The sequence below is a fragment of the Pseudomonas sp. NFACC45 genome (assembly GCF_900113505.1).
Taxonomy (GTDB): domain Bacteria; phylum Pseudomonadota; class Gammaproteobacteria; order Pseudomonadales; family Pseudomonadaceae; genus Aquipseudomonas; species Aquipseudomonas tehranensis.
In genome coordinates, this window is the sequence record NZ_FOPO01000003.1 from 160,154 (window position 1) to 180,576 (window position 20,423).

At 60.1% G+C, this 20,423-nt stretch carries 18 protein-coding genes; 14 read left to right on the plus strand and 4 right to left on the minus strand.

Features of this window, described 5'->3' with window-relative positions:
• Positions 1-74: 74 nt before the first annotated feature.
• Positions 75-1,316 carry an HlyC/CorC family transporter gene (locus BM132_RS06340; protein WP_092454082.1) on the minus strand — a complete coding sequence of 414 codons (1,242 nt, stop codon included), beginning with the start codon at positions 1,314-1,316 and terminating at the stop codon, positions 75-77.
• Between the two features lie 12 nt (positions 1,317-1,328).
• Positions 1,329-2,141, minus strand: coding sequence for a cytochrome C assembly family protein (locus BM132_RS06345; protein ID WP_092454084.1), 813 nt, complete (start codon positions 2,139-2,141; stop codon positions 1,329-1,331).
• A 207-nt stretch (positions 2,142-2,348) separates the two neighbouring features.
• On the opposite strand from BM132_RS06345, the gene ffh reads away from it, so the two are divergent.
• The 11 genes from ffh to BM132_RS06400 all read left to right on the plus strand — a co-directional run bounded on the left by ffh (position 2,349) and on the right by BM132_RS06400 (position 12,929).
• Positions 2,349-3,725, plus strand: coding sequence for a signal recognition particle protein (ffh, locus tag BM132_RS06350; RefSeq protein ID WP_092402670.1), 1,377 nt, complete (start codon positions 2,349-2,351; stop codon positions 3,723-3,725).
• 250 nt (positions 3,726-3,975) lie between these two features.
• A complete protein-coding gene (gene rpsP, locus BM132_RS06355) occupies positions 3,976-4,227 on the plus strand; it encodes a 30S ribosomal protein S16 (protein WP_003198088.1) in 252 nt (83 codons plus the stop codon).
• A gap of 5 nt (positions 4,228-4,232) precedes the next feature.
• Positions 4,233-4,769, plus strand: coding sequence for a ribosome maturation factor RimM (gene rimM, locus BM132_RS06360; RefSeq protein WP_092454085.1), 537 nt, complete (start codon positions 4,233-4,235; stop codon positions 4,767-4,769).
• Entirely contained in the window at positions 4,751-5,560 is an 810-nt protein-coding gene (gene trmD, locus BM132_RS06365) for a tRNA (guanosine(37)-N1)-methyltransferase TrmD (protein WP_177193387.1), read from the plus strand. The genes rimM and trmD overlap by 19 nt, the downstream gene beginning before the upstream one ends.
• Before the next feature lie 9 nt (positions 5,561-5,569).
• Positions 5,570-5,920 (plus strand): 50S ribosomal protein L19, encoded by a 351-nt coding sequence (gene rplS / locus BM132_RS06370; RefSeq protein WP_003175895.1) that lies wholly within the window; start codon positions 5,570-5,572, stop codon positions 5,918-5,920.
• A 131-nt stretch (positions 5,921-6,051) separates the two neighbouring features.
• Complete coding sequence (xerD, locus tag BM132_RS06375) at positions 6,052-6,948, plus strand: site-specific tyrosine recombinase XerD (RefSeq protein ID WP_047227504.1); 897 nt, start codon at positions 6,052-6,054, stop codon at positions 6,946-6,948.
• A gap of 292 nt (positions 6,949-7,240) precedes the next feature.
• Positions 7,241-7,972 carry a bifunctional protein-disulfide isomerase/oxidoreductase DsbC gene (dsbC, locus tag BM132_RS06380; protein ID WP_092402674.1) on the plus strand — a complete coding sequence of 244 codons (732 nt, stop codon included), beginning with the start codon at positions 7,241-7,243 and terminating at the stop codon, positions 7,970-7,972.
• 132 nt (positions 7,973-8,104) lie between these two features.
• Positions 8,105-9,409, plus strand: coding sequence for a homoserine dehydrogenase (locus BM132_RS06385; RefSeq protein WP_047227506.1), 1,305 nt, complete (start codon positions 8,105-8,107; stop codon positions 9,407-9,409).
• Between the two features lie 146 nt (positions 9,410-9,555).
• Positions 9,556-10,965: a threonine synthase gene (gene thrC / locus BM132_RS06390; protein WP_092454087.1), complete on the plus strand. Its 1,410-nt coding sequence runs from the start codon at positions 9,556-9,558 to the stop codon at positions 10,963-10,965.
• Between the two features lie 120 nt (positions 10,966-11,085).
• Positions 11,086-12,456, plus strand: a complete 1,371-nt coding sequence (locus tag BM132_RS06395) for a transporter substrate-binding domain-containing protein (RefSeq protein WP_092454089.1) — start codon at positions 11,086-11,088, stop codon at positions 12,454-12,456.
• Between the two features lie 185 nt (positions 12,457-12,641).
• Positions 12,642-12,929: a DUF3509 domain-containing protein gene (locus tag BM132_RS06400; RefSeq protein WP_092402678.1), complete on the plus strand. Its 288-nt coding sequence runs from the start codon at positions 12,642-12,644 to the stop codon at positions 12,927-12,929.
• Between the two features lie 339 nt (positions 12,930-13,268).
• Here BM132_RS06400 and BM132_RS06405 read toward each other — a convergent pair whose 3' ends face one another.
• Positions 13,269-14,468 (minus strand): CaiB/BaiF CoA transferase family protein, encoded by a 1,200-nt coding sequence (locus tag BM132_RS06405; protein WP_092454091.1) that lies wholly within the window; start codon positions 14,466-14,468, stop codon positions 13,269-13,271.
• 148 nt (positions 14,469-14,616) lie between these two features.
• On the opposite strand from BM132_RS06405, the gene BM132_RS06410 reads away from it, so the two are divergent.
• From BM132_RS06410 to BM132_RS06420, 3 genes are all read left to right on the plus strand, one after another.
• Entirely contained in the window at positions 14,617-15,159 is a 543-nt protein-coding gene (locus BM132_RS06410; protein WP_092402682.1) for a YaeQ family protein, read from the plus strand.
• A 187-nt stretch (positions 15,160-15,346) separates the two neighbouring features.
• A complete protein-coding gene (gene recJ, locus BM132_RS06415; protein WP_047227512.1) occupies positions 15,347-17,056 on the plus strand; it encodes a single-stranded-DNA-specific exonuclease RecJ in 1,710 nt (569 codons plus the stop codon).
• 318 nt (positions 17,057-17,374) lie between these two features.
• The gene (locus BM132_RS06420) at positions 17,375-18,481 is read left to right on the plus strand and encodes an NADH:flavin oxidoreductase/NADH oxidase (protein WP_092402684.1); all 1,107 of its coding nucleotides are present in this window, start codon (positions 17,375-17,377) and stop codon (positions 18,479-18,481) included.
• A 201-nt stretch (positions 18,482-18,682) separates the two neighbouring features.
• On the opposite strand, the gene BM132_RS06425 is transcribed toward BM132_RS06420, so the two are convergent.
• Positions 18,683-20,308, minus strand: a complete 1,626-nt coding sequence (locus BM132_RS06425) for a glucan biosynthesis protein D (protein ID WP_092454093.1) — start codon at positions 20,306-20,308, stop codon at positions 18,683-18,685.
• Between the last annotated feature and the right edge of the window lie 115 nt (positions 20,309-20,423).

The following is a 20,423-nucleotide window of genomic DNA, read 5'->3' on the forward strand; positions in this document are numbered from 1 at the left end:
GATCAAAAGATCGCAGCCTTCGGCAGCTCCTACACGCAGCCCAGAGGGAGCAAGTTCCCTCGCCGCAGATGGGGTTAGAGTGCTGCAGGCACCGAACTGTTGTGCCACACCAGCACCTGGCTGACGCGGTTGTCCACGGTTTCGATGATTTCCAGGCGGTAGCGACCAATCTTCAGGCAGACCGGGCTTTCGGGAATGGTCTCCAGTGCTTCGGTCACCAGGCCGTTGAGGGTCTTGGGGCCTTCGCAAGGCAGGTGCCAGCCCAGCGTCCTGTTCAGCTCGCGGATCGACGCGGCGCCATCGATCATGAGGCGTCCATCAGGCTGGGGATGGACGTGGGGGTTGTCGAGGCTGTGCTCGCTTTCGAACTCCCCGACGATTTCTTCAAGGATGTCTTCCAGGGTGACAATGCCCAGCACTTCGCCATATTCATCTACCACCATGCCCAGACGCCGTTGCTGCTTGTGGAAATTCAGCAATTGCAGCTGCAGTGGCGTGCTTTCGGGAACGAAGTAGGGTTCGTGGCAGGCAGCCAGCAACGCTTCCTGGGTCAGGCTCGCGTCCTTGAGCAGGTGGCGGATCTGGCGGGTGTTGAGCACCGCTTCGACCTGGTTGATGTCGCTGTGAAACACCGGCAGGCGAGTGCGGCGGTTCAGGCGCAACTGTTCAATGATGTCGCCGATGGGGTCGTCGAGGTTGATGCCATCGACCTCACTGCGGGGGACGAGAATATCGTTGACGGTAATGTTGTCCAGGGCATGGATGCCGGAAGCCGGATGCGGCCGGCCGCTGTTGTATTCGGGGTCGTGATCGTTGCGCGCGGGGGCAGGCATTTCATCGTCGTTCTGCTGTACCGCACTTGCCTGGCGGGCAAACGGACGCAGCAGCAACTGACTGATGCCATTCAACAGCCAGGCAAATGGATAAAGAATCTTCAAGGGCACGCCAAGCAAGGCGTTGCCCAACGCCAGTACCGCATCGGGATGGCGGGTGGCCAGGGTGCGCGGCAGGTAATCGGCAAAGACCAGCAAGGCCGCACTGGTACCGAGCCAAGCCACCCAGGGGCCGTGTTGCAACCAGGTAAAGATCGCCAGCAGTGTTCCTATCACCACCGCGAGGGCGCGGCAGAGGGTATTGCACAGAATCAGACTGTCCCGGGGGAAGCTCAGCTTCGCCAGCGGTTTGTCACCGGCGCGCGAAGCCTTGCGCTGGGCCAGCAAATGCTGCTGGGCGGCTTCGATGGCCGTGAACAGGGCGGACCAGAGGATCAGCACGACCAGTACAGCGAACAGCGGGCCCATGGGCAACCTATCCATCAGAGCCGTCCGTCAGACATGCAGAATGTATTCACGAACCAACTTGCTGCCGAAGTACGCCAGCATCAGCAGGCAGAAACCGGCCAGGGTCCAGCGAATGGCTTTATGGCCGCGCCAGCCCAGACGGTTGCGGCCCCACAGCAGTACGCTGAACACCACCCACGCCAGGCACGCCAGCAGGGTTTTGTGCACCAGATGCTGGGCGAACAGGTTCTCGACGAACAACCAGCCAGAGAGCAGCGACAGCGACAGCAGCGTCCAGCCGGCCCAGAGGAAGCCGAACAGCAGGCTTTCCATGGTTTGCAGCGGCGGGAAGTTGCGGATCAGCCCGGAGGGGTGCTTGTGCTTGAGCTGGTGATCCTGCACCAGCAGCAGCAGGGCCTGGAACACCGCGATGGTGAACAGGCCGTAGGCGAGGATCGACAGCAGTATGTGGGCCAGGATGCCCGGTTCTTCATCGATGATCTGCACCGTGCCCGACGGCGCGAATTGCGCCAGCAGCACCGTGGTCAGTCCCAGCGGGAAAAGCAGCACCAGCAGGTTTTCCACCGGGATGCGTGAACAGGCCAGCAGCGTCAGGGCGATCACGGCCACGGCAATGAGGCTGGCGGCGTTGAAGAAGTCCAGGCCCAGGCCAATTGGCGTCATCAGGTGGGTATAAAGGCTGGCCGCGTGGCCGAGCACCGCCAGCACGCCAAGCGTGACCAGCAGGCGTTTGTTCGCCTTGGCGCCGGAGGCCAGGCGGGAGCCTTGATAGAAGGTCGCAGCGGCATAAAGACAAGCGGCGGCGAGGGAGGCAAGCAAACTGGGTGACAAGGGGAGCATAAATCCTGTTAGGCAGGCCCGAAAGGCGCTGAGTTTGGCATACAATCCCCACCGCACGAAAGACCAGCGCAACTGACGGCGAGGTGTGCGCCGGGCGCAGTCTTCGCTATAATCCGCGACCTGCCCACGCCGCAGGCTCGCCGAGCACACTTTTTACGGTCTGGGCCGCCATTATCCCGGTCTTATCTGGGCCTGAAAGGATCGCGCATGTTTGAAAACCTAACCGACCGTCTCTCGCAGACGCTGCGCCATGTTACCGGCAAGGCGAAGCTGACCGAGGACAACATCAAAGACACCCTGCGCGAAGTGCGCATGGCGTTGCTCGAAGCCGACGTCGCCCTGCCGGTGGTCAAGGACTTCGTCAATTCGGTCAAGGAGCGCGCCGTCGGCGCCGAGGTGTCGCGCAGCCTGACGCCGGGCCAGGCGTTCGTGAAGATCGTCCAGGCCGAACTCGAAAGCCTGATGGGCGCCGCCAACGAAGACCTGAACCTGAGCGCCGTGCCGCCAGCGGTGGTGCTGATGGCCGGCCTGCAGGGCGCGGGCAAGACCACCACGGCCGGCAAGCTGGCGCGCTTCCTTAAAGAGCGCAAGAAGAAGTCGGTGATGGTGGTGTCCGCGGACATCTATCGCCCGGCGGCGATCAAACAGCTCGAAACCCTGGCCAACGACATCGGCGTGACATTCTTCCCGTCCGACCTGAGCCAGAAACCGGTGGACATCGCTCAGGCGGCTATTAAAGAAGCAAAACTGAAATTCATCGACGTGGTCATCGTGGATACCGCCGGTCGCCTGCACATCGACGAAGAGATGATGGGCGAGATCAAGGCGCTGCATGCCGCGATCAACCCGGTGGAAACCCTGTTCGTGGTCGATGCCATGACCGGCCAGGACGCGGCCAACACCGCCAAGGCGTTCGGTGATGCGCTGCCGCTGACCGGCGTGATCCTGACCAAGGTCGACGGTGATGCCCGTGGCGGTGCCGCGCTGTCGGTCCGTGCCATCACCGGCAAGCCGATCAAGTTCATCGGTATGGGCGAGAAGAGCGAAGCGCTCGAGCCGTTCCACCCCGAGCGTATCGCCTCGCGGATCCTCGGCATGGGCGACGTGCTCAGCCTGATCGAGCAGGCCGAGCAGACCCTCGACAAGGACAAGGCCGACAAACTGGCCAAGAAGCTGAAGAAGGGCAAGGGCTTCGACCTCGAAGACTTCCGCGATCAGTTGCAACAAATGAAGAGCATGGGCGGCCTCGGCGGCCTCATGGACAAACTGCCGAGCATCGGTGGCGTGAACCTGGCGCAAATGGGCAATGCCCAGGGCGCGGCTGAAAAGCAGTTCAAACAGATGGAAGCCATCATCAACTCCATGACCCCGGCCGAGCGCCGCGACCCTGAGCTGATCAGCGGTTCGCGCAAACGCCGCATCGCCATGGGGTCCGGCACCCAGGTGCAGGACATCGGTCGCTTGATCAAGCAGCACAAGCAGATGCAGAAGATGATGAAGAAATTCTCCGCCAAGGGCGGGATGGCCAAGATGATGCGCGGCATGGGCGGTATGTTGCCCGGCGGCGGCATGCCGAAAATGTAAAGAATCTGCGCCGGCTGTCATGCCGGCGTTGCCCCGCACGGATGCGGGGATCTCCAGCAAACCCGTGCTATGCGGGAGCTGACCTGCCGTTTTCATGACGGCTCTATGGCAAATCTTGATCGCACGGCGCCAGGCGCCGGAAAAAGACATTTGCAAAAGTCCGGATATTCCTTAGAATATGCGGCCTTTCGGGCACCTATGCCCGCTGTGCATTTAGATTTGCAGCACCGACTACAGGAACGATGTTCACATGCTAACAATCCGTCTTGCCCTTGGCGGCTCCAAAAAGCGCCCGTTTTACCACCTGACCGTAACCGACAGCCGCAACCCGCGTGACGGTTCCCACAAGGAGCAGGTTGGTTTCTTCAACCCTGTTGCCCGTGGTCAGGAAGTTCGTCTGTCCGTGAACCAAGAGCGCGTAGCCTACTGGCTGAGCGTTGGTGCACAACCTTCTGAGCGTGTTGCTCAGTTGTTGAAGGAATCGGCTAAGGCTGCGGCCTGAGCAATATGAACGCGACGCCAAAAGATGCTGATGATTTGATCGTTGTCGGCAAAATCTATTCTGTTCATGGCGTTCGCGGCGAAGTGAAGGTTTATTCCTTTACTGATCCGATCAAAAACCTGTTGGACTACAAAACCTGGACGCTCAAGCGCGAAGGTAGCGTGAAACAGGTTGAGCTGGTCAGCGGACGTGGGAACGACAAGTTCCTGGTCGCAAAGCTCAAGGGTCTCGATGATCGTGAAGAAGCACGTCTTCTGGCCGGTTTTGAGATCTGCGTGCCACGCAACCTGTTCCCTGAACTGACCGACGGCGAGTACTACTGGTACCAGCTGGTGGGTCTGAAGGTCATCGACCACCTCGGGCAACTGCTCGGGAAAATCGATCACCTGCTCGAGACCGGTTCGAACGATGTCATGGTGGTCAAGCCTTGCGTCGGCAGCCTGGATGATCGCGAACGCCTGTTGCCCTATACCGAGCAATGCGTGTTGGCCGTTGACCTTGCAGCAGGCGAGATGAAGGTGGAATGGGATGCGGATTTCTAAACGTGGCTAATTTGCGCGTTGAAGTCATCACGTTGTTTCCCGAGATGTTTTCCGCCATCAGCGAGTACGGCATAACCAGCCGCGCGGTGAAACAGGAGCTGCTGCAGCTTACCTGTTGGAATCCGCGGGACTACACCACGGATCGGCATCACACTGTGGACGATCGCCCGTTTGGCGGTGGTCCGGGCATGGTGATGAAGATCAAGCCCCTGGAAGACGCTCTGGTTCAGGCCAGAACCGCAGCCGGGGAGGGCGCGAAGGTGATTTACCTGTCGCCCCAAGGCCGCCAGCTGACTCAGTCGGCGGTACGCGAGCTGGCAAAATCGGATGCATTGATCCTGATTGCCGGCCGTTATGAAGGCATCGACGAGCGTTTTATTGAAGCTCATGTCGATGAAGAGTGGTCGATTGGCGACTATGTACTGTCTGGCGGCGAGCTGCCGGCGATGGTCCTGATCGATGCGGTTACACGACTGCTGCCTGGAGCTTTAGGGCATGCAGATTCCGCCGAGGAAGATTCCTTTACGGATGGTCTGCTGGATTGCCCGCACTACACCCGACCGGAGGTGTATGCGGATCAGCGTGTTCCCGACGTGTTGCTAAGTGGCAACCACGCGCACATCCGGCGTTGGCGTTTACAGCAGTCCCTTGGTCGGACCTATGAACGACGCGCCGATCTTCTGGAAAGCCGCTCGCTTTCTGGAGAAGAGAAGAAGCTGCTCGAGGAATATATCCGCGAGCGGGACGATAGTTCACAACGTATCGATGGTAAGTCCGACGACTTGCCTTAGGAGCACAGCATGACTAACAAAATCATTCTTGCACTCGAAGCAGAGCAGATGACCAAAGAAATCCCTACCTTTGCCCCGGGCGACACCATTGTCGTTCAGGTGAAAGTGAAGGAAGGCGACCGTTCGCGTCTGCAAGCGTTCGAAGGCGTTGTTATCGCCAAGCGTAACCGCGGCGTAAACAGTGCATTCACCGTTCGTAAAATCTCCAACGGTGTTGGCGTAGAGCGTACTTTCCAGACCTACAGCCCGCAAATCGACAGCATGGCTGTCAAGCGTCGCGGTGATGTGCGTAAAGCCAAGCTGTACTACCTGCGTGACCTGTCGGGTAAAGCAGCTCGCATCAAGGAAAAACTGGCTTAAGTCCAGCTTCCGATGCAAAAAAAGCAGCCTGCGGGCTGCTTTTTTGTTGCCTGCGATTTGGTCTTTGAGCACCCTGCATCTCATCATTTCCATTTCGATGCCGCGTACGCACGCATCCCTCATGAGTTTTTATGCCAGCCATTGATCACCCGCTAATAGACCAGTTTCTCGACGCCCTGTGGCTGGAGAAGGGGCTGTCCGACAACACCCGCGATGCCTATCGCAGCGACTTGGCGCTGTTCAATGGCTGGTTGCAGGAACAAGGCCTGGAGTTGGCCAATGCCGGGCGAGAGTTGATCCTCGATCACCTGGCGTGGCGTCTGGAGCAGAACTACAAGCCGCGCTCGACCGCACGGTTTCTCTCGGGCTTGCGTGGGTTCTATCGTTATTTACTGCGGGAAAAGCTGATTGCGGTGGATCCGACCTTGCGCGTGGAGATGCCGCAGCTGGGGCGACCGTTACCCAAGTCTTTGTCCGAAGCTGATGTAGAGGCGCTGCTGGCGGCGCCGGACCTCAGCGAAGCCATCGGTCAGCGCGATCGGGCCATGCTGGAGGTTTTGTACGCCTGCGGCCTGCGGGTCACCGAGCTGATCAGTCTGACGCTGGAGCAGGTCAACCTGCGCCAGGGCGTGCTGCGGGTGATGGGCAAAGGCAGCAAGGAGCGTCTGGTGCCGATGGGCGAAGAGGCAATCGTGTGGGTCGAGCGATACATGCGCGACGCCCGCCATGAACTACTGGGCGGGCGCCCCAGCGACGTGCTGTTCCCCAGCCTGCGCGGCGAACAGATGACCCGCCAGACTTTCTGGCACCGCATCAAGCACCAGGCCAAGGTGGCCGGGATCGGCAAGTCACTGTCCCCCCATACCTTGCGTCATGCCTTCGCCACGCACCTGCTCAATCACGGCGCCGACCTGCGGGTGGTGCAGATGCTGCTGGGCCATAGCGACTTGTCCACCACCCAGATCTACACCCACGTCGCCCGGGCGCGGTTGCAGGATCTGCACGCCAAACACCACCCCCGCGGTTGAATGAGCCCCCTGTGGGAGCGAGCCTGCTCGCGATGACGGTGGCACATTCAACATCAATGTAGTTGACCCACCGCTATCGCGAGCAGGCTCGCTCCCACAGGAGATCTGTGGCGGATGTCGGATCTGTGAGCCAAGGCCCCACAAAAAAGGCATCAGCCAATTGTCTTGCATCACCGGCATTCGGCCACGCGGGCCTTATGTGGTAGGCTTTGCCGGTTTGCACAGTGGGCGGTTGGAACCCGAATCTGCCGGTCGGCGTTCCCCGTCCCATTTGTCCGTCTCAGGAGCTCCCATGCGTTTGATCCAGATGTTCACCGCCGCCGCCATCGCGTTGGCCAGTACTGTTGCCATCGCCGACGACGCGGCCGACAAGGCTATCCGCAAGAGCCTGGAAAACCTTCAGATGGAGGTGCCGATCGAAACCATCACTGCCAGCCCCATGTCCGGCCTGTATGAAGTCAAGCTCCAGGGCAGTCGTGTGCTCTACGCCAGCGCCGACGGCCAGTACATCGTCCAGGGCAACCTGTTCGAGCTCAAGGGGGGCAAGCCGGTCAACCTCACCGAGAAGACCGAGCGCCAGGGCATTTCCAAGCTGATCAATGGCATTCCTGTTGCCGAAACCGTGGTTTACCCGGCGGTCGGCGAAACCAAGTCCCACATTACCGTGTTCACCGACACCACCTGCCCGTATTGCCACAAGCTGCACGCCGAAGTGCCGGAGCTGAACAAGCGCGGCATCGAAGTGCGCTATGTGGCGTTTCCGCGCCAGGGCCTGGGTTCGCCGGGTGATGAGCAGTTGCAGGCGGTCTGGTGCTCCAAGGACAAAAAAGCGGCCATGGACAAAATGGTCGATGGCAAGGAAATCAAGGCCGCCAAGTGCGAAAACCCGGTTTCCAAGCAGTTCGCCCTCGGTCAGTCCATCGGTGTGAACGGTACGCCGGCCATCGTTTTGGCGGACGGTCAGGTGATTCCGGGCTACCAGCCGGCGCCACAAGTCGCCAAACTGGCCCTTGGCGCCAAATGATCATGGGCAGTGCGTTTATGAAGATCACGGCTCGGCGAAAACCTTCGTCGGGCCGTTAAACACAAAGTCGCGTTGCTGCGCGGCTGTATTTCACGGCCGACCTTGCGTCGGCCGTTTCATGGGGAGTCAAGAGTGAATCCGGTCAAAGTAGGCATCTGTGGGTTAGGTACCGTCGGTGGCGGCACCTTCAACGTACTTCAGCGCAACGCCGAGGAAATTGCTCGTCGTGCCGGGCGTGGAATCGAAGTGGCACAAATTGCCATGCGCACGCCAAAGCCTCAGTTCCAGACGACCGGTATTGCGATTACCAACGATGTCTTCGAAGTGGCCACGAACCCTGAGATCGACATCGTCATAGAGCTGATGGGCGGCTATACCGTTGCCCGCGAGCTGGTACTCAAGGCCATCGAGAATGGCAAGCATGTGGTCACCGCGAACAAAGCGCTTATCGCTGTTCACGGTAATGAGATTTTCGCCAAGGCGCGGGAAAAAGGCGTGATCGTTGCGTTCGAAGCCGCCGTGGCCGGTGGCATTCCGGTGATCAAGGCGATCCGCGAAGGCCTTTCGGCCAATCGCATCAATTGGGTCGCCGGGATCATCAACGGCACCGGGAACTTCATTCTCACCGAGATGCGCGAAAAGGGTCGCACCTTCGAAGACGTGCTCGCCGAGGCCCAGGCCCTGGGATACGCAGAAGCCGATCCGACCTTTGACGTGGAAGGCATCGACGCGGCGCACAAGCTGACGATCCTGGCGTCCATCGCCTTTGGTATTCCGCTGCAATTCGACAAGGCCTACACCGAAGGCATCACCAAGCTGACCACCGCTGACGTGAACTACGCTGAAGCCTTGGGCTACCGCATCAAGCACCTGGGCGTAGCCCGTAGCACGGCCAGTGGCATCGAACTGCGCGTGCACCCGACCTTGATCCCGGCCGATCGCTTGATCGCCAACGTCAACGGCGTGATGAACGCCGTGATGGTCAATGGTGACGCCGCCGGCTCCACGCTGTTCTACGGCGCTGGCGCCGGCATGGAACCGACCGCTTCCTCGGTGGTGGCCGATCTGGTGGATGTGGTGCGTGCGATGACCTCCGACCCGGAGAACCGTGTGCCACACCTGGCTTTCCAGCCGGACTCGCTGTCGGATCATCCGATTCTTCCGATCGAAGCATGCGAAAGTGCCTACTACCTGCGTATCCAGGCCAAGGACCACCCAGGGGTACTGGCTCAGGTGGCGAGCATCCTTTCGGAGCGCGGCATCAACATCGAGTCGATCATGCAGAAGGAAGTCGAGGAACACGATGGCCTGGTGCCGATGATCCTGCTGACCCATCGTGTGGTCGAGCAGCGCATCAACGACGCGATCACCGCGTTGGAGGCCCTGCAGGGCGTTGTCGGGCCGGTGGTCCGTATCCGCGTCGAGCATTTGAATTGAAGCAGCTGCAAGCGCCAAGCTGAAAGCTGCAAGTTAAGTCAATACAGCTGCAAGCCATGAGCTGCAAGCTACAAGTAGAAGCCCGGCTGCTTTTAACTTGTAGCTTGTAGCTCGTAGCTCGAAGCTCAAACCAAAGGTTTGCCCCCATGCGCTATATCAGCACCCGCGGCCAGGCACCGGCCCTGAATTTCGAAGATGTCCTGCTGGCCGGTCTGGCCACGGACGGCGGCCTCTATGTGCCGGAAAACCTGCCGCGCTTCACCCAGGAAGAGATCGCCTCCTGGGCCGGTTTGCCGTATCACGAGCTGGCCTTCCGGGTCATGCGCCCGTTTGTCACCGGCAGCATTCCGGATGCCGACTTCAAGAAAATCCTGGAAGAGACCTATGGCGTCTTTTCCCACAACGCCATCGCACCGCTGCGTCAGCTCAACGGTAACGAATGGGTGATGGAGCTGTTCCACGGCCCGACCCTGGCTTTCAAGGACTTCGCCCTGCAATTGCTCGGTCGTCTGCTGGACTACGTCCTGCAAAAGCGTGGCGAGCGTGTCGTGATTGTCGGTGCCACTTCCGGCGATACCGGTTCGGCCGCCATCGAAGGCTGCAAGCATTGCGAGAACGTCGACATTTTCATCCTGCACCCGCACAACCGTGTCTCGGAAGTGCAGCGTCGGCAGATGACGACGATTTTCGGCGATAACATCCATAACATCGCCATCGAAGGCAACTTCGATGACTGCCAGGAAATGGTCAAGGCCAGTTTTGCCGACCAGAGCTTCCTCAAGGGTACGCGGCTGGTCGCGGTGAATTCGATCAACTGGGCGCGGATCATGGCCCAGATCGTTTATTACTTCCACGCGGCCCTGCAATTGGGCGGCCCGGCCCGCTCGGTATCGTTCTCGGTGCCTACGGGTAACTTCGGCGATATCTTTGCCGGTTATCTGGCGCGCAACATGGGGCTGCCGATCAACCAGTTGATCGTCGCCACCAACCGCAACGACATCCTGCACCGCTTCATGAGCGGCAACCAGTACGTCAAGGAAACCCTGCACGCTACGCTGTCGCCGTCCATGGACATCATGGTGTCGTCGAACTTCGAGCGCTTGCTGTTCGACCTGCACGGTCGCAATGGCGCGGCAATTGCCGGCCTGATGGACAGCTTCCGGCAGGGCGGTGGTTTCAGCGTCGAGCCCGAGCGCTGGACCGAAGCGCGCAAGCTGTTTGACTCCCTGGCGGTGGATGATGCGCAAACCTGCGAGACCATTGCCGAGGTGTTCGAGCAGAGCGGTGAATTGCTCGATCCACATACGGCCATCGGTGTGAAAGCCGCTCGTGAGTGCCGTCGCAGTCTGGACATCCCGATGGTGATCCTGGGCACTGCTCATCCGGTCAAGTTTCCGGAAGCGGTGGAGAAGGCCGGTGTAGGAAAAGCGCTCGAACTACCCGCACACCTTTCTGATTTGTTTGAGCGAGATGAGCGTTGCACCGTGTTGCCCAATGACTTGAAAGCCGTGCAGGCCTTTGTCAGTCAGCATGGCAACCGCGGCAAGCCTCTCTGAGCGCTGAAACCTGTCACATTTTGAAGCCCGTCTCCTGACGGGCTTTCTTGTTTCTGCATGCCAAACTGATCGGGTTTTCGCCCTTGGAGGGACGGGCGAGTAATCTCGAAGGATATGCAGATGTTGTTTTTTATCAGATGCAAACCAGCCCTGGGCTGGATGATGGGCCTGGTCCTGGTGTACTGGGCACTGGGGGTAGACGCCGCACAGTTGGCGGCCTACGAAACGCCACCGTTCGGCCCCGGCGAGCGGTTGGTGCTGGATCCGCAGGAGTTGAAGTGGATCGAGCAAAACCCGCAGGTCATCGTGGCCTCGATGCAGTTTCCGTTGTACCTGTTCAAGAATGAGCATGGGCAGTGGAACGGCCTGAACAACGACATTCTCCAGCGTATTGCGCGCATGACAGGCCTTGAGTTTGTGCATCGGGAGTCGTTCTCCCCTGAACAATTGCTGGCGATGCTGGAGAACGCAGAGGCCGACATGACGACCACGCTGGCGATGAACGACGAACGTAGGGATTTTCTGAACTTCAGCCACGCTTTTGGCGGCTCCGGCTGGGTATTCGTCGGACGCGACGGGGAGGCCGTCCCCGATTCGCTGGAGCAGCTCAATGGCAAGATCCTGGCATTGCCGGCACGGCATGCCTTGGAGGCGCAAATCCGGCGCGACTACCCGGCCATCGAGTTGCGCACGGTCAAGACTTACGGGGAAGCGAGGGCCCTGGTGGAGAGCCGGGAGGCCCACGCCACCATTGAAAACGAAACCGGGGTGCACCTTTATCCGGCGGGACAGTTGCGCGTAGGAAGAAGTCTGGAGGGCAAGTGGGAACCGGACTATCTGGCCGTACGTCAGGATCTGCTCCCATTGCTGAGTATTCTGAACAAGGCGCTGGAAGCTTTTCCGGCCGAGGAAATGCGGGCGCTGCGTATCAAATGGATGGCAGGTATTGCTCCTGGCCAGCCGCCATCGGTCTGGTTGCGGATTTCCCAGTGGGGTTATTGGTGTGTGACGGTGGTCGTATTGTTCGCTCTGCTGTCCCTGCTTTGGAACCGCCGCCTGCAGATACAAATCGACCAGCGCCTCAAGGCCGAGGCTGTCCTCAATGATCAGTTGATGCTCCAGAAGGCCTTGATGGATGCCATCCCCGATCCGATCTTCATTCGAGACCTGGAAGGGCGCCTGATCATGTGCAACAAGAGTTACGAAGAGCAGTTCGCGACGCGCTTTGAAAAGTTGCGGGGCACCCGGCTGACGGACTCTGCGGTGTTCCCGCCGGCTACTGCCGAGCAGTTGCACGGAGAGGTCATGGAACAACTGCGAACCGGCCAGTCCCGGTTCGTCGATCGTCAACTGATGTTCCGGAGTGGATTACGCAAAATCTATCATTGGTCGGTGCCTTTTTATGGGGCCGACGGGCAGTTGCGCGGTTTGCTGGGAGGCTGGATCGATGTCGGGCGCCGGTGGAATCGCTCTGAGCCATTGCTGGCTTGAGGCAGGCTGCTCGCGAGAAAATTTCTTCCAGCGGCAGCTGTTGTTTGCCTGTCATATTGGACGCGCATGCTCGGTTGAACGGCTTCGAGGTGTACCGGCTCGGTATGCGAACGAACTTTCTGCTGCGGCCCACGGTCATTTACTGTGCACAAGCAGTTGTTTTCGGACTATTGAAGGGTGAGCGAATGGAAAGTATCAGCCTATTGCTGGGTGAGGCTTTGAGCCCGTATCAGGTGACGCTGACTCCCTCTGGCGCCAGAGGCGAGTGCCTGGTAACGCTGAAGAATGCCTCCGGGGCCATCATGGTCGAACGCCTGTTCAACCAGGCCCAATTGACCGACAGACGCCAACTGACGGACGTGGTCGATGGCCTGCATCGCGATGTGCTGATTGCCGAGGGCCGGCTTGAGCCCTGTGTGATCGCGGCGCTGCGTAATCTGGCGCGTGACAAGGTCATGGCTCTCCCGAATTGAACACAATTTCGTGGGAACCTTCCTACGTCCTGATGAGTCAGACCCTTTACCAACAAGATCAAGCATTGTGCTCCGGTGCTTGTCGCTTGTTGTACCGACCTCAATGGTCGCGTTTAACCCCGAGTTGTCTCCCCACTTCTCGGGGTTTCTTTTTGCCCGTCGTTTAAGGTTTTGGCGTGCTCTGCCGCTGGGTGGCGCAGAAACTCTGTGGGAGCGAGCCTGCTCGCGACAGCGTCGGGTCAGTAGACCGGGTAATGACTGGCACACCATTATCGCGAGCAGGCTCGCTCCCACAGTTAATCTTCAGTGATCACAGACTTTCGTTTACTGCAGGGCGCATCAAATGGCGCCGTCGGTGCGCAGTTGGGCGATCTTCTGTGCATCGAAGCCAAGCTCGCCGAGCACCTGAGCATTGTGCTCACCCAGCGCTGGACCCACCCATTCAGAGGTGCCCGGTGTGTCGGAGAGTTTCGGTACGATGCCCGGCATCTTGAACGCCTTGCCGTCCGGCAGCTTGGCCTTGAGAAACATTTCCCGGGCGAGGAACTGCGGATCGCTGAACATATCTTCGGCGCTGAAAATCCGACTGGCCGGCACTCCCGCCTGGTTCAAGTGCTCGATAACGGTATCGAGCGGGAGCGAATTGACCCAGCGATCGATGACCCCGTACAGCTCATCGCGGCGGCTGTCGCGCCCATCATTGCTGGCCAGTTGCGAGTCATTGGCCAGATCGTCACGGCCGATGACCTGCATGAAGCGCTTGAAGATCGCGTCGCCGTTGGCGCCAATCTGCACGTGCTTGCCATCGGCACTGGTGTGAATGGACGACGGGGTGATGCCGGGCATGATGTTGCCAGTGCGCTCACGGATGAAACCGAACACGTCGAACTCCGGCACCATGCTTTCCATCATGGCGAAAATCGCTTCGTACAACGCCACGTCCACCACTTGCCCGGTTCCGCCGTTGACCTCGCGATGACGCAGCGCCATCAGTGCGCCAATCACGCCCCAGAGGGCGGCAATCGAATCGCCGATGGATATGCCGGTGCGCACCGGTGGCCGGTCTTCGAACCCGGTGATGTAACGCAGGCCGCCCATGGACTCGCCCACTGCGCCAAACCCGGGCTGATCTTTCATCGGCCCGGTCTGACCGAAGCCCGAAAGCCGCACCATGACCAGCTTCGGGTTCAGCGCATGCAATACATCCCAGCCCAGGCCGAGCTTTTCCAACACGCCGGGGCGAAAATTCTCGATCAGGATGTCGGCTTCGCTGATCAGCTTTTTCAGAATCGCCAGACCTTCGGGGTGCTTGAGGTTCAGGGTCAGGGATTTCTTGTTCCGCGCCTGAACGAACCACCACAAGGACGTGCCTTCATACAGCTTGCGCCATTTACGTAACGGGTCGCCGCCATCGGGCGATTCGACCTTGATCACCTCGGCACCGAATTCACCGCAGATCCGCGAGGCAAAAGGTCCGGCGATCAAGGTGCCGAGTTCGATGACTTTGACGCCCGCAAGGGGTTTGGCAGTAAGCGACATGACGGATCCTGTAGAACAAAAGGCAGAACGAATAGAGCGTTTTATCATAGGCCGGCGCCAGTCGCCGCAGGTTGATGGTCGGCAATTCGTGGAATGCCCGCCTCATCGGTTAGACTTGCCGCCTTTCCTTGTATCAAGAAGCCCGTTCATGGCCCAGCCGTCCACGACCTATAAGTTTGAACTGAACCTCACCGATCTCGACCGCAGTGTGTACGAGAGCGTGAAGCAGACCATCGCCCGTCATCCTTCGGAAACCGAGGAACGCATGACCGTGCGTCTGTTGGCCTACGCTTTCTGGTACAACGAACTGCTGGCGTTTGGCCGGGGTCTGTCGGACGTCGATGAACCTGCGCTGTGGGAAAAAAGCCTGGATGATCGTGTATTGCACTGGATTGAAGTCGGCCAGCCCGATGCCGACCGTCTGACCTGGTGCTCGCGCCGCACCGAACGCACCAGCCTGCTGGCCTATGGCAGCCTGCGGGTCTGGGAAGGCAAGGTGATCCCGGCGGTAAAGAACCTCAAGAACGTCAACATTGCCGCCGTGCCCCAGGAAGTGCTGGAGACTCTCGCTAAGGACATGCCCCGCGTAATCAAGTGGGATGTGATGATCAGCGAAGGGACGATTTTCGTGACTGATGATCGCGGCCAGCATGAAGTCCAGTTGCAGTGGTTGCTGGGTGAGCGCGGCTGATCCCGCCGGGCCTTGTAGGAGCTGCCGAGCGAAGCGAGGCTGCGATCTTTCCCCTGGCGCTTGAGTCTCAAGCCAAAGATCAAGAGATCACAGCCTTCGGCAGTTCCTACAGGGCTCAACGCAAGCAAGCGCCCTCACCACAAGTAATCAAAATTCCACAGTTTTATAGAGAAATATCCGTCACCCCATGCGCATAGAACCCCGCCAGTTACCCGATACCCTGCCATTCCTCGGTGACCTGCCGCCCCTGTTGACGCGCCTGTATGCGGCCCGTGGCGTGCAGTCCGAGGCTGAACTGGACAAGAGCCTGGCGCGCTTGATTCCTTATCAGCAACTCAAGGGCATCGACGCGGCCGTGGATCTGCTGGTGGTGGCGCTGGAGCAACGCCAGCGCATCCTGATCGTCGGCGACTTTGATGCAGACGGCGCGACGGCCAGCACGGTGGGCATGTTGGGCCTGCGTTTGCTCGGCGCGGCCCATGTCGATTATCTGGTGCCCAATCGCTTCGAGTACGGCTACGGACTGACCCCGGAAATTGTCGAGGTTGCCCTGACCCGTGAGCCGCAGTTGCTGATCACCGTGGACAACGGCATTTCCAGCGTCGAAGGTGTGGCAGCGGCGAAAGCGGCGGGGCTCAAGGTGCTGGTTACCGACCACCATTTGCCGGGCCTGGAACTGCCGGCGGCCGACGCCATCGTCAACCCGAACCAGCCGGGCTGTGAGTTCCCGAGCAAGGCATTGGCCGGTGTCGGGGTGATCTTTTATGTGCTGATGGCTTTGCGGGCGCGTCTGCGCAGCCTGGGCCGATACGCCAGCAGCCCCCAGCCAAACATCGGCGAACTGCTGGATCTGGTGGCACTGGGCAGCGTGGCGGATGTGGTGCCCCTTGACGCCAACAACCGCATCCTGGTGCATCAGGGCCTGGAACGCATTCGTGCCGGGCGTGCCCGCCCCGGTATCAAGGCCATCCTGGAAGTGGCCAGGCGCGATCATTCTCGTATCACCTCCACCGATCTCGGCTTTATCCTCGGCCCGCGCCTGAACGCAGCCGGGCGTCTGGACGACATGAGCCTGGGCATCGAATGCCTGCTCACTGACGATCCGGCCTTGGCGCGAGAGATGGCGGCGCAACTGGACGGCATGAACCAGGACCGCAAATCCATCGAGCAGGGCATGCAACGTGAAGCCCTGGCCCAGCTCAAGGACTTGCCGGTGGAATCGATGCCGTTCGGTTTATGCCTGTTCGATCCTCAGTGGCACCAGGGCGTTATCGGGATCCTCGCCTCGCGGATGAAGGAGCGTTATTTCCGTCCGACCATTGCTTTTGCCGATGCCGGAGACGGCCTGCTCAAGGGCTCGGGGCGTTCGGTGCCGGGTTTCCATATTCGCGATGCCCTGAGTGTGGTGGCCGCGCAACATCCAACGCTGATCAGCAAGTATGGCGGCCACGCCATGGCGGCGGGACTGACGTTGGCGCAAGAGAATTTTCCATTGTTCGCCGAGGCATTCGACGCTGAAGTACGCCGACAATTACGTGAAGAAGACCTGACCGGGCGCCTGTTGTCGGACGGCACCCTGGCGGTGGAAGAGTTTCACCTGGAGCTGGCTCGGGCGTTGCGTCACGCCGGGCCCTGGGGTCAGCATTTCCCGGAGCCGATGTTTCACGGAGTGTTCCAGTTGGTCGAACAGCGCGTGGTGGGCGAACGGCACCTCAAGGTCGTTCTCAAGAGCGAATGCGGTTCGGTGAAGCTCGACGGTATAGCCTTCGGCATCGATCGCGATATCTGGCCAAACCCCACGGTGCGCTGGGTGGAGTTGGCCTACAAACTCGATCTCAACGAGTTTCGCGGCCAGGAAACGGTGCAGTTGATGATTGCCCATATCGAACCGCGGTAGGCTCCAATACTCATCTGCTGGGTGGCGACTCCTTGTGTGGGAGCAAGGCTTGCCCGCGATGAAGGCGATGCGGTTTTTCAAAGAACGAGGTGCCTGTCTCGCGAGCAAGCTTTGCTCCCACACGAGAATCAGGGGCGGTTTTTAATTCTGAACCCACCCTGATCCCGGGTTGTCGACTAGGCTCTAAGCACTGCTTGATAGCCCTTGTGACGTCTTGTCGGATTTCTTTGCCCGCGGGGGCGGGTGTTGCACCTTTTGTCACTCGTCGACTTTTCAAACAGAACCCTGGAGCCTGCCCACTGATTCGAGAGGTGCCCCATGAGTCTGCTGCTGGAACCCTATACCCTTCGCCAATTGACCCTGCCCAATCGCATCGCCGTGTCGCCGATGTGCCAGTATTCGAGCGCCGATGGCCTGGCCAATGACTGGCACCTGGTACACCTCGGCAGCCGCGCCGTGGGTGGCGCCGGCCTGGTGTTCACCGAAGCCACTGCCGTCACTGCCGACGGCCGCATCACCGATCAGGACCTGGGGTTGTGGAACGATGAACAGATCGCCCCCCTGCAACGCATCACCCGCTTCATCACCGCCCAAGGGGCCGTGCCGGGCATACAGCTGGCCCACGCCGGACGCAAGGCCAGCACCTGGCGACCCTGGCTCGGCAAGCATGGCAGCGTAAAACCGGAGGAGGGTGGTTGGGTTCCGGTCGGCCCGTCGCCGATTGCCTTCGATCCGCAGCACACCCAGCCGGTCCAACTGGACGAGGGGCAGATTGCCGGTGTCATCCAGGCGTTCGTGGAGGCGGCCAAACGTAGCCTGACGGCCGGCTTCAAAGTCGTGGAAGTCCACGCCGCCCACGGCTATCTGCTGCATCAATTCCTGTCACCCTTGAGCAATCAGCGGCGCGATCAATACGGCGGCTCGTTCGAGAATCGCATCCGGCTGGTGCTGCAAGTGACCGAAGCGGTCCGGGCGGTATGGCCTGAGGAGTTGCCGGTGTTCGTGCGCGTATCGGCCACCGACTGGGTCGAAGATGGCTGGAACCCGGATGAAACCGTGGAGCTGGCGCGACGATTCCGGGCACTGGGGGTGGACCTGATTGATGTGTCCTCGGGCGGCACCGCCGCGAATGCAGAAATCCCCACCGGTCCCGGGTATCAGACGCGTTTTGCCGAACGGGTGCGCAAGGAGTCGGAAATCGCCACCGGCACCGTAGGCATGATTACCGAACCAGCCCAGGCCGAGCACATCTTGCGGACCTGCCAGGCCGACATCATTTTCCTGGCCCGCGAATTGTTGCGCGACCCGTACTGGGCGCTGCATGCCGATGATGACCTGGGGGGACGCAAGGCCACCTGGCCGGCGCAGTACCAACGGGCCACGCATCGGGAACAGCCGATTCATGAGTCGGATTTGCGCGATTAAGGGGTGGCTTGAAACAAAAAGCCCCGGTTTTTAGGCCGGGGCTTTTGTTTATTGGGCTGGATGGTCCGGCGTCTGTACTTGCCTCATCGCGAGCAGGCTCGCTCCCACAGTGGATTGGTGTTGTTCACAGAACTTGTGATCCACACCCTACCCTGTGGGAGCGAGCCTGCTCGCGATGGCGTCATCCCTGACGCTGAAGGCTCAAGGGTATTTACGCTTATCCGGCGCCGGCGGGAAGTACTGGTACAGCCAGGTCTCGCTCAAGGTCCGGTCCTTGGTGCGCAGGAACAGGCGCATCTCCACCGGGTCCACGCGGTCGTCGGTCGGGTACCAGTCGAAGGTGATGCGGTAACCCTTGATCGCATCCAGCACCAGCACGTTGAAGTCCTTCACCTCGCCGTGGGAGCAGGTCACGACCGGTTCGATACCGGTGCCGGGGGGAAGCTGGTCGAGACCGCCGCCGTTGAAGTCCACGGCAAAGCGTCGCGCCCAGACGGTGGGGTAGTGCTCGCCCGGTGCCCAGCCTTCGATGAAACCGCCCATGCCTGAACGGGTCGCGTTGACCTGGGCCAGCTCGGTGCTCACCGGTGGCAAGGCGCTCCAGTAGAGCTTGTAGCCGTAGTTCAGCGACTCACCGGCAGCGACCGGCTTTTTCGGCGTCCAGAATGCGACGATGTTGTCCTGGGTCTCACCGGTGGTAGGAATCTCCAGCAGATCCACCGAGCCTTCGCCCCAGGCCGTTGTCGGTTCGACCCACAGGCTTGGGCGCTTGCTGTACCAGTCCACGGTGTCCTGGTAGCTGGCGAAGTCGTGGTCGGTCTGCACCAGGCCGAAGCCTTTGGGGTTGTTGTCGGCGAAGGCGTTGAACTGCAGGGTGGCGGGGTTGTTCAGCGGGCGACAGACCCACTCGCCATTGCCGCGCCACATCGCCAGGCGGTCGGAATCGTGGATTTGCGGGTGGATGGTGTCGCACATGCGCCGCTCAACGGTGCCGCAGCTGAACATGCTGGTCATCGGTGCGATGCCCAGTTGCTCGATGGCGGTACGCGCATTGATGTACGCATCGATCTCCATCACGACACGGGTGGGCTGGCAATCGATGTCAAAGCGATAGGCACCGGTGGCGCTGGGGGAGTCGAGCAGGGCGTAGACCACGAAACGGGTGCTGTTCTTGTCCGGGATTTCGAACCAGAACTTGGTGAAGTCCGGGAATTCCTCACGCTTCTTGGCGTACGTGTCGATGGCCAGGCCCCGGGCCGACAACCCGTACTGGCCGGTGTTGTCCACGGCGCGGAAATAACTGGCCCCCAGAAACGAAACGATGTCGTGCCGGTCCAGTTCCGGCGCCTTGAACACCCTGAACCCCGAGAAGCCCAGGTCACCGGTCAACTGCGAAGTGTTGACCGTGGTTTTCTCATAGTTGAACAACTCCGGGTGGAAGTGCACTTCACGGGCCATGCGGGTCTTGGCGTCGACACTGTACATGCGCACCGGTTGCTTGAAGCCCATGCCGACGTGGAAAAACTGCACGTCCAGCTGACCGTCCAGCTCATTCCATAGCGAGTGGTTGGCGTCGTAGCGGATGGCGTTGAATTGCAACGGGGACATCATCGCCAGTGTCGGCGGCAAGACTTGCTTGGTGTCGACGTAACGGCTCTTGGCTAGTTCCCGGGCCTGTTCTTTCAAACCATTGAAATCGAAAGGACGTGCCTCGCCGTCGGCGGTCCGGTCAGCAGCCCAGGCGCGTGCGGCCATGAGTCCTGAGGCCGAAAGCCCGGTGTAGGCAGCGAAAGCCATGGAGGCCTTGAGCAGATTCCTGCGGTGCATAAATACAACCTTTCTGGAGACAATCCCGAGCCTTTCCTGGCAACAGAGACTGGTAAAGAAGTTCGGACATGCCTTTGGCCAAACGCGACAGACGTTAGAACAGATGCCTGAGAGC

What these genes read in the sequence shown, in the direction of transcription:
- BM132_RS06345 (WP_092454084.1), bottom strand. Translation starts at nt 2,141, where the DNA reads ATGCTCCCCTTGTCACCCAGTTTGCTTGCCTCCCTCGCCGCCGCTTGT.
- rpsP (WP_003198088.1), top strand. Translation starts at nt 3,976, where the DNA reads ATGCTAACAATCCGTCTTGCCCTTGGCGGCTCCAAAAAGCGCCCGTTT.
- ffh (WP_092402670.1), top strand. Translation starts at nt 2,349, where the DNA reads ATGTTTGAAAACCTAACCGACCGTCTCTCGCAGACGCTGCGCCATGTT.
- recJ (WP_047227512.1), top strand. Translation starts at nt 15,347, where the DNA reads ATGCGCATAGAACCCCGCCAGTTACCCGATACCCTGCCATTCCTCGGT.
- BM132_RS06400 (WP_092402678.1), top strand. Translation starts at nt 12,642, where the DNA reads ATGGAAAGTATCAGCCTATTGCTGGGTGAGGCTTTGAGCCCGTATCAG.
- rimM (WP_092454085.1), top strand. Translation starts at nt 4,233, where the DNA reads ATGAACGCGACGCCAAAAGATGCTGATGATTTGATCGTTGTCGGCAAA.
- BM132_RS06405 (WP_092454091.1), bottom strand. Translation starts at nt 14,468, where the DNA reads ATGTCGCTTACTGCCAAACCCCTTGCGGGCGTCAAAGTCATCGAACTC.
- BM132_RS06395 (WP_092454089.1), top strand. Translation starts at nt 11,086, where the DNA reads ATGTTGTTTTTTATCAGATGCAAACCAGCCCTGGGCTGGATGATGGGC.
- BM132_RS06340 (WP_092454082.1), bottom strand. Translation starts at nt 1,316, where the DNA reads ATGGATAGGTTGCCCATGGGCCCGCTGTTCGCTGTACTGGTCGTGCTG.
- dsbC (WP_092402674.1), top strand. Translation starts at nt 7,241, where the DNA reads ATGCGTTTGATCCAGATGTTCACCGCCGCCGCCATCGCGTTGGCCAGT.
- rplS (WP_003175895.1), top strand. Translation starts at nt 5,570, where the DNA reads ATGACTAACAAAATCATTCTTGCACTCGAAGCAGAGCAGATGACCAAA.
- xerD (WP_047227504.1), top strand. Translation starts at nt 6,052, where the DNA reads ATGCCAGCCATTGATCACCCGCTAATAGACCAGTTTCTCGACGCCCTG.
- thrC (WP_092454087.1), top strand. Translation starts at nt 9,556, where the DNA reads ATGCGCTATATCAGCACCCGCGGCCAGGCACCGGCCCTGAATTTCGAA.
- BM132_RS06425 (WP_092454093.1), bottom strand. Translation starts at nt 20,308, where the DNA reads ATGCACCGCAGGAATCTGCTCAAGGCCTCCATGGCTTTCGCTGCCTAC.
- BM132_RS06410 (WP_092402682.1), top strand. Translation starts at nt 14,617, where the DNA reads ATGGCCCAGCCGTCCACGACCTATAAGTTTGAACTGAACCTCACCGAT.
- BM132_RS06420 (WP_092402684.1), top strand. Translation starts at nt 17,375, where the DNA reads ATGAGTCTGCTGCTGGAACCCTATACCCTTCGCCAATTGACCCTGCCC.
- trmD (WP_177193387.1), top strand. Translation starts at nt 4,751, where the DNA reads ATGGGATGCGGATTTCTAAACGTGGCTAATTTGCGCGTTGAAGTCATC.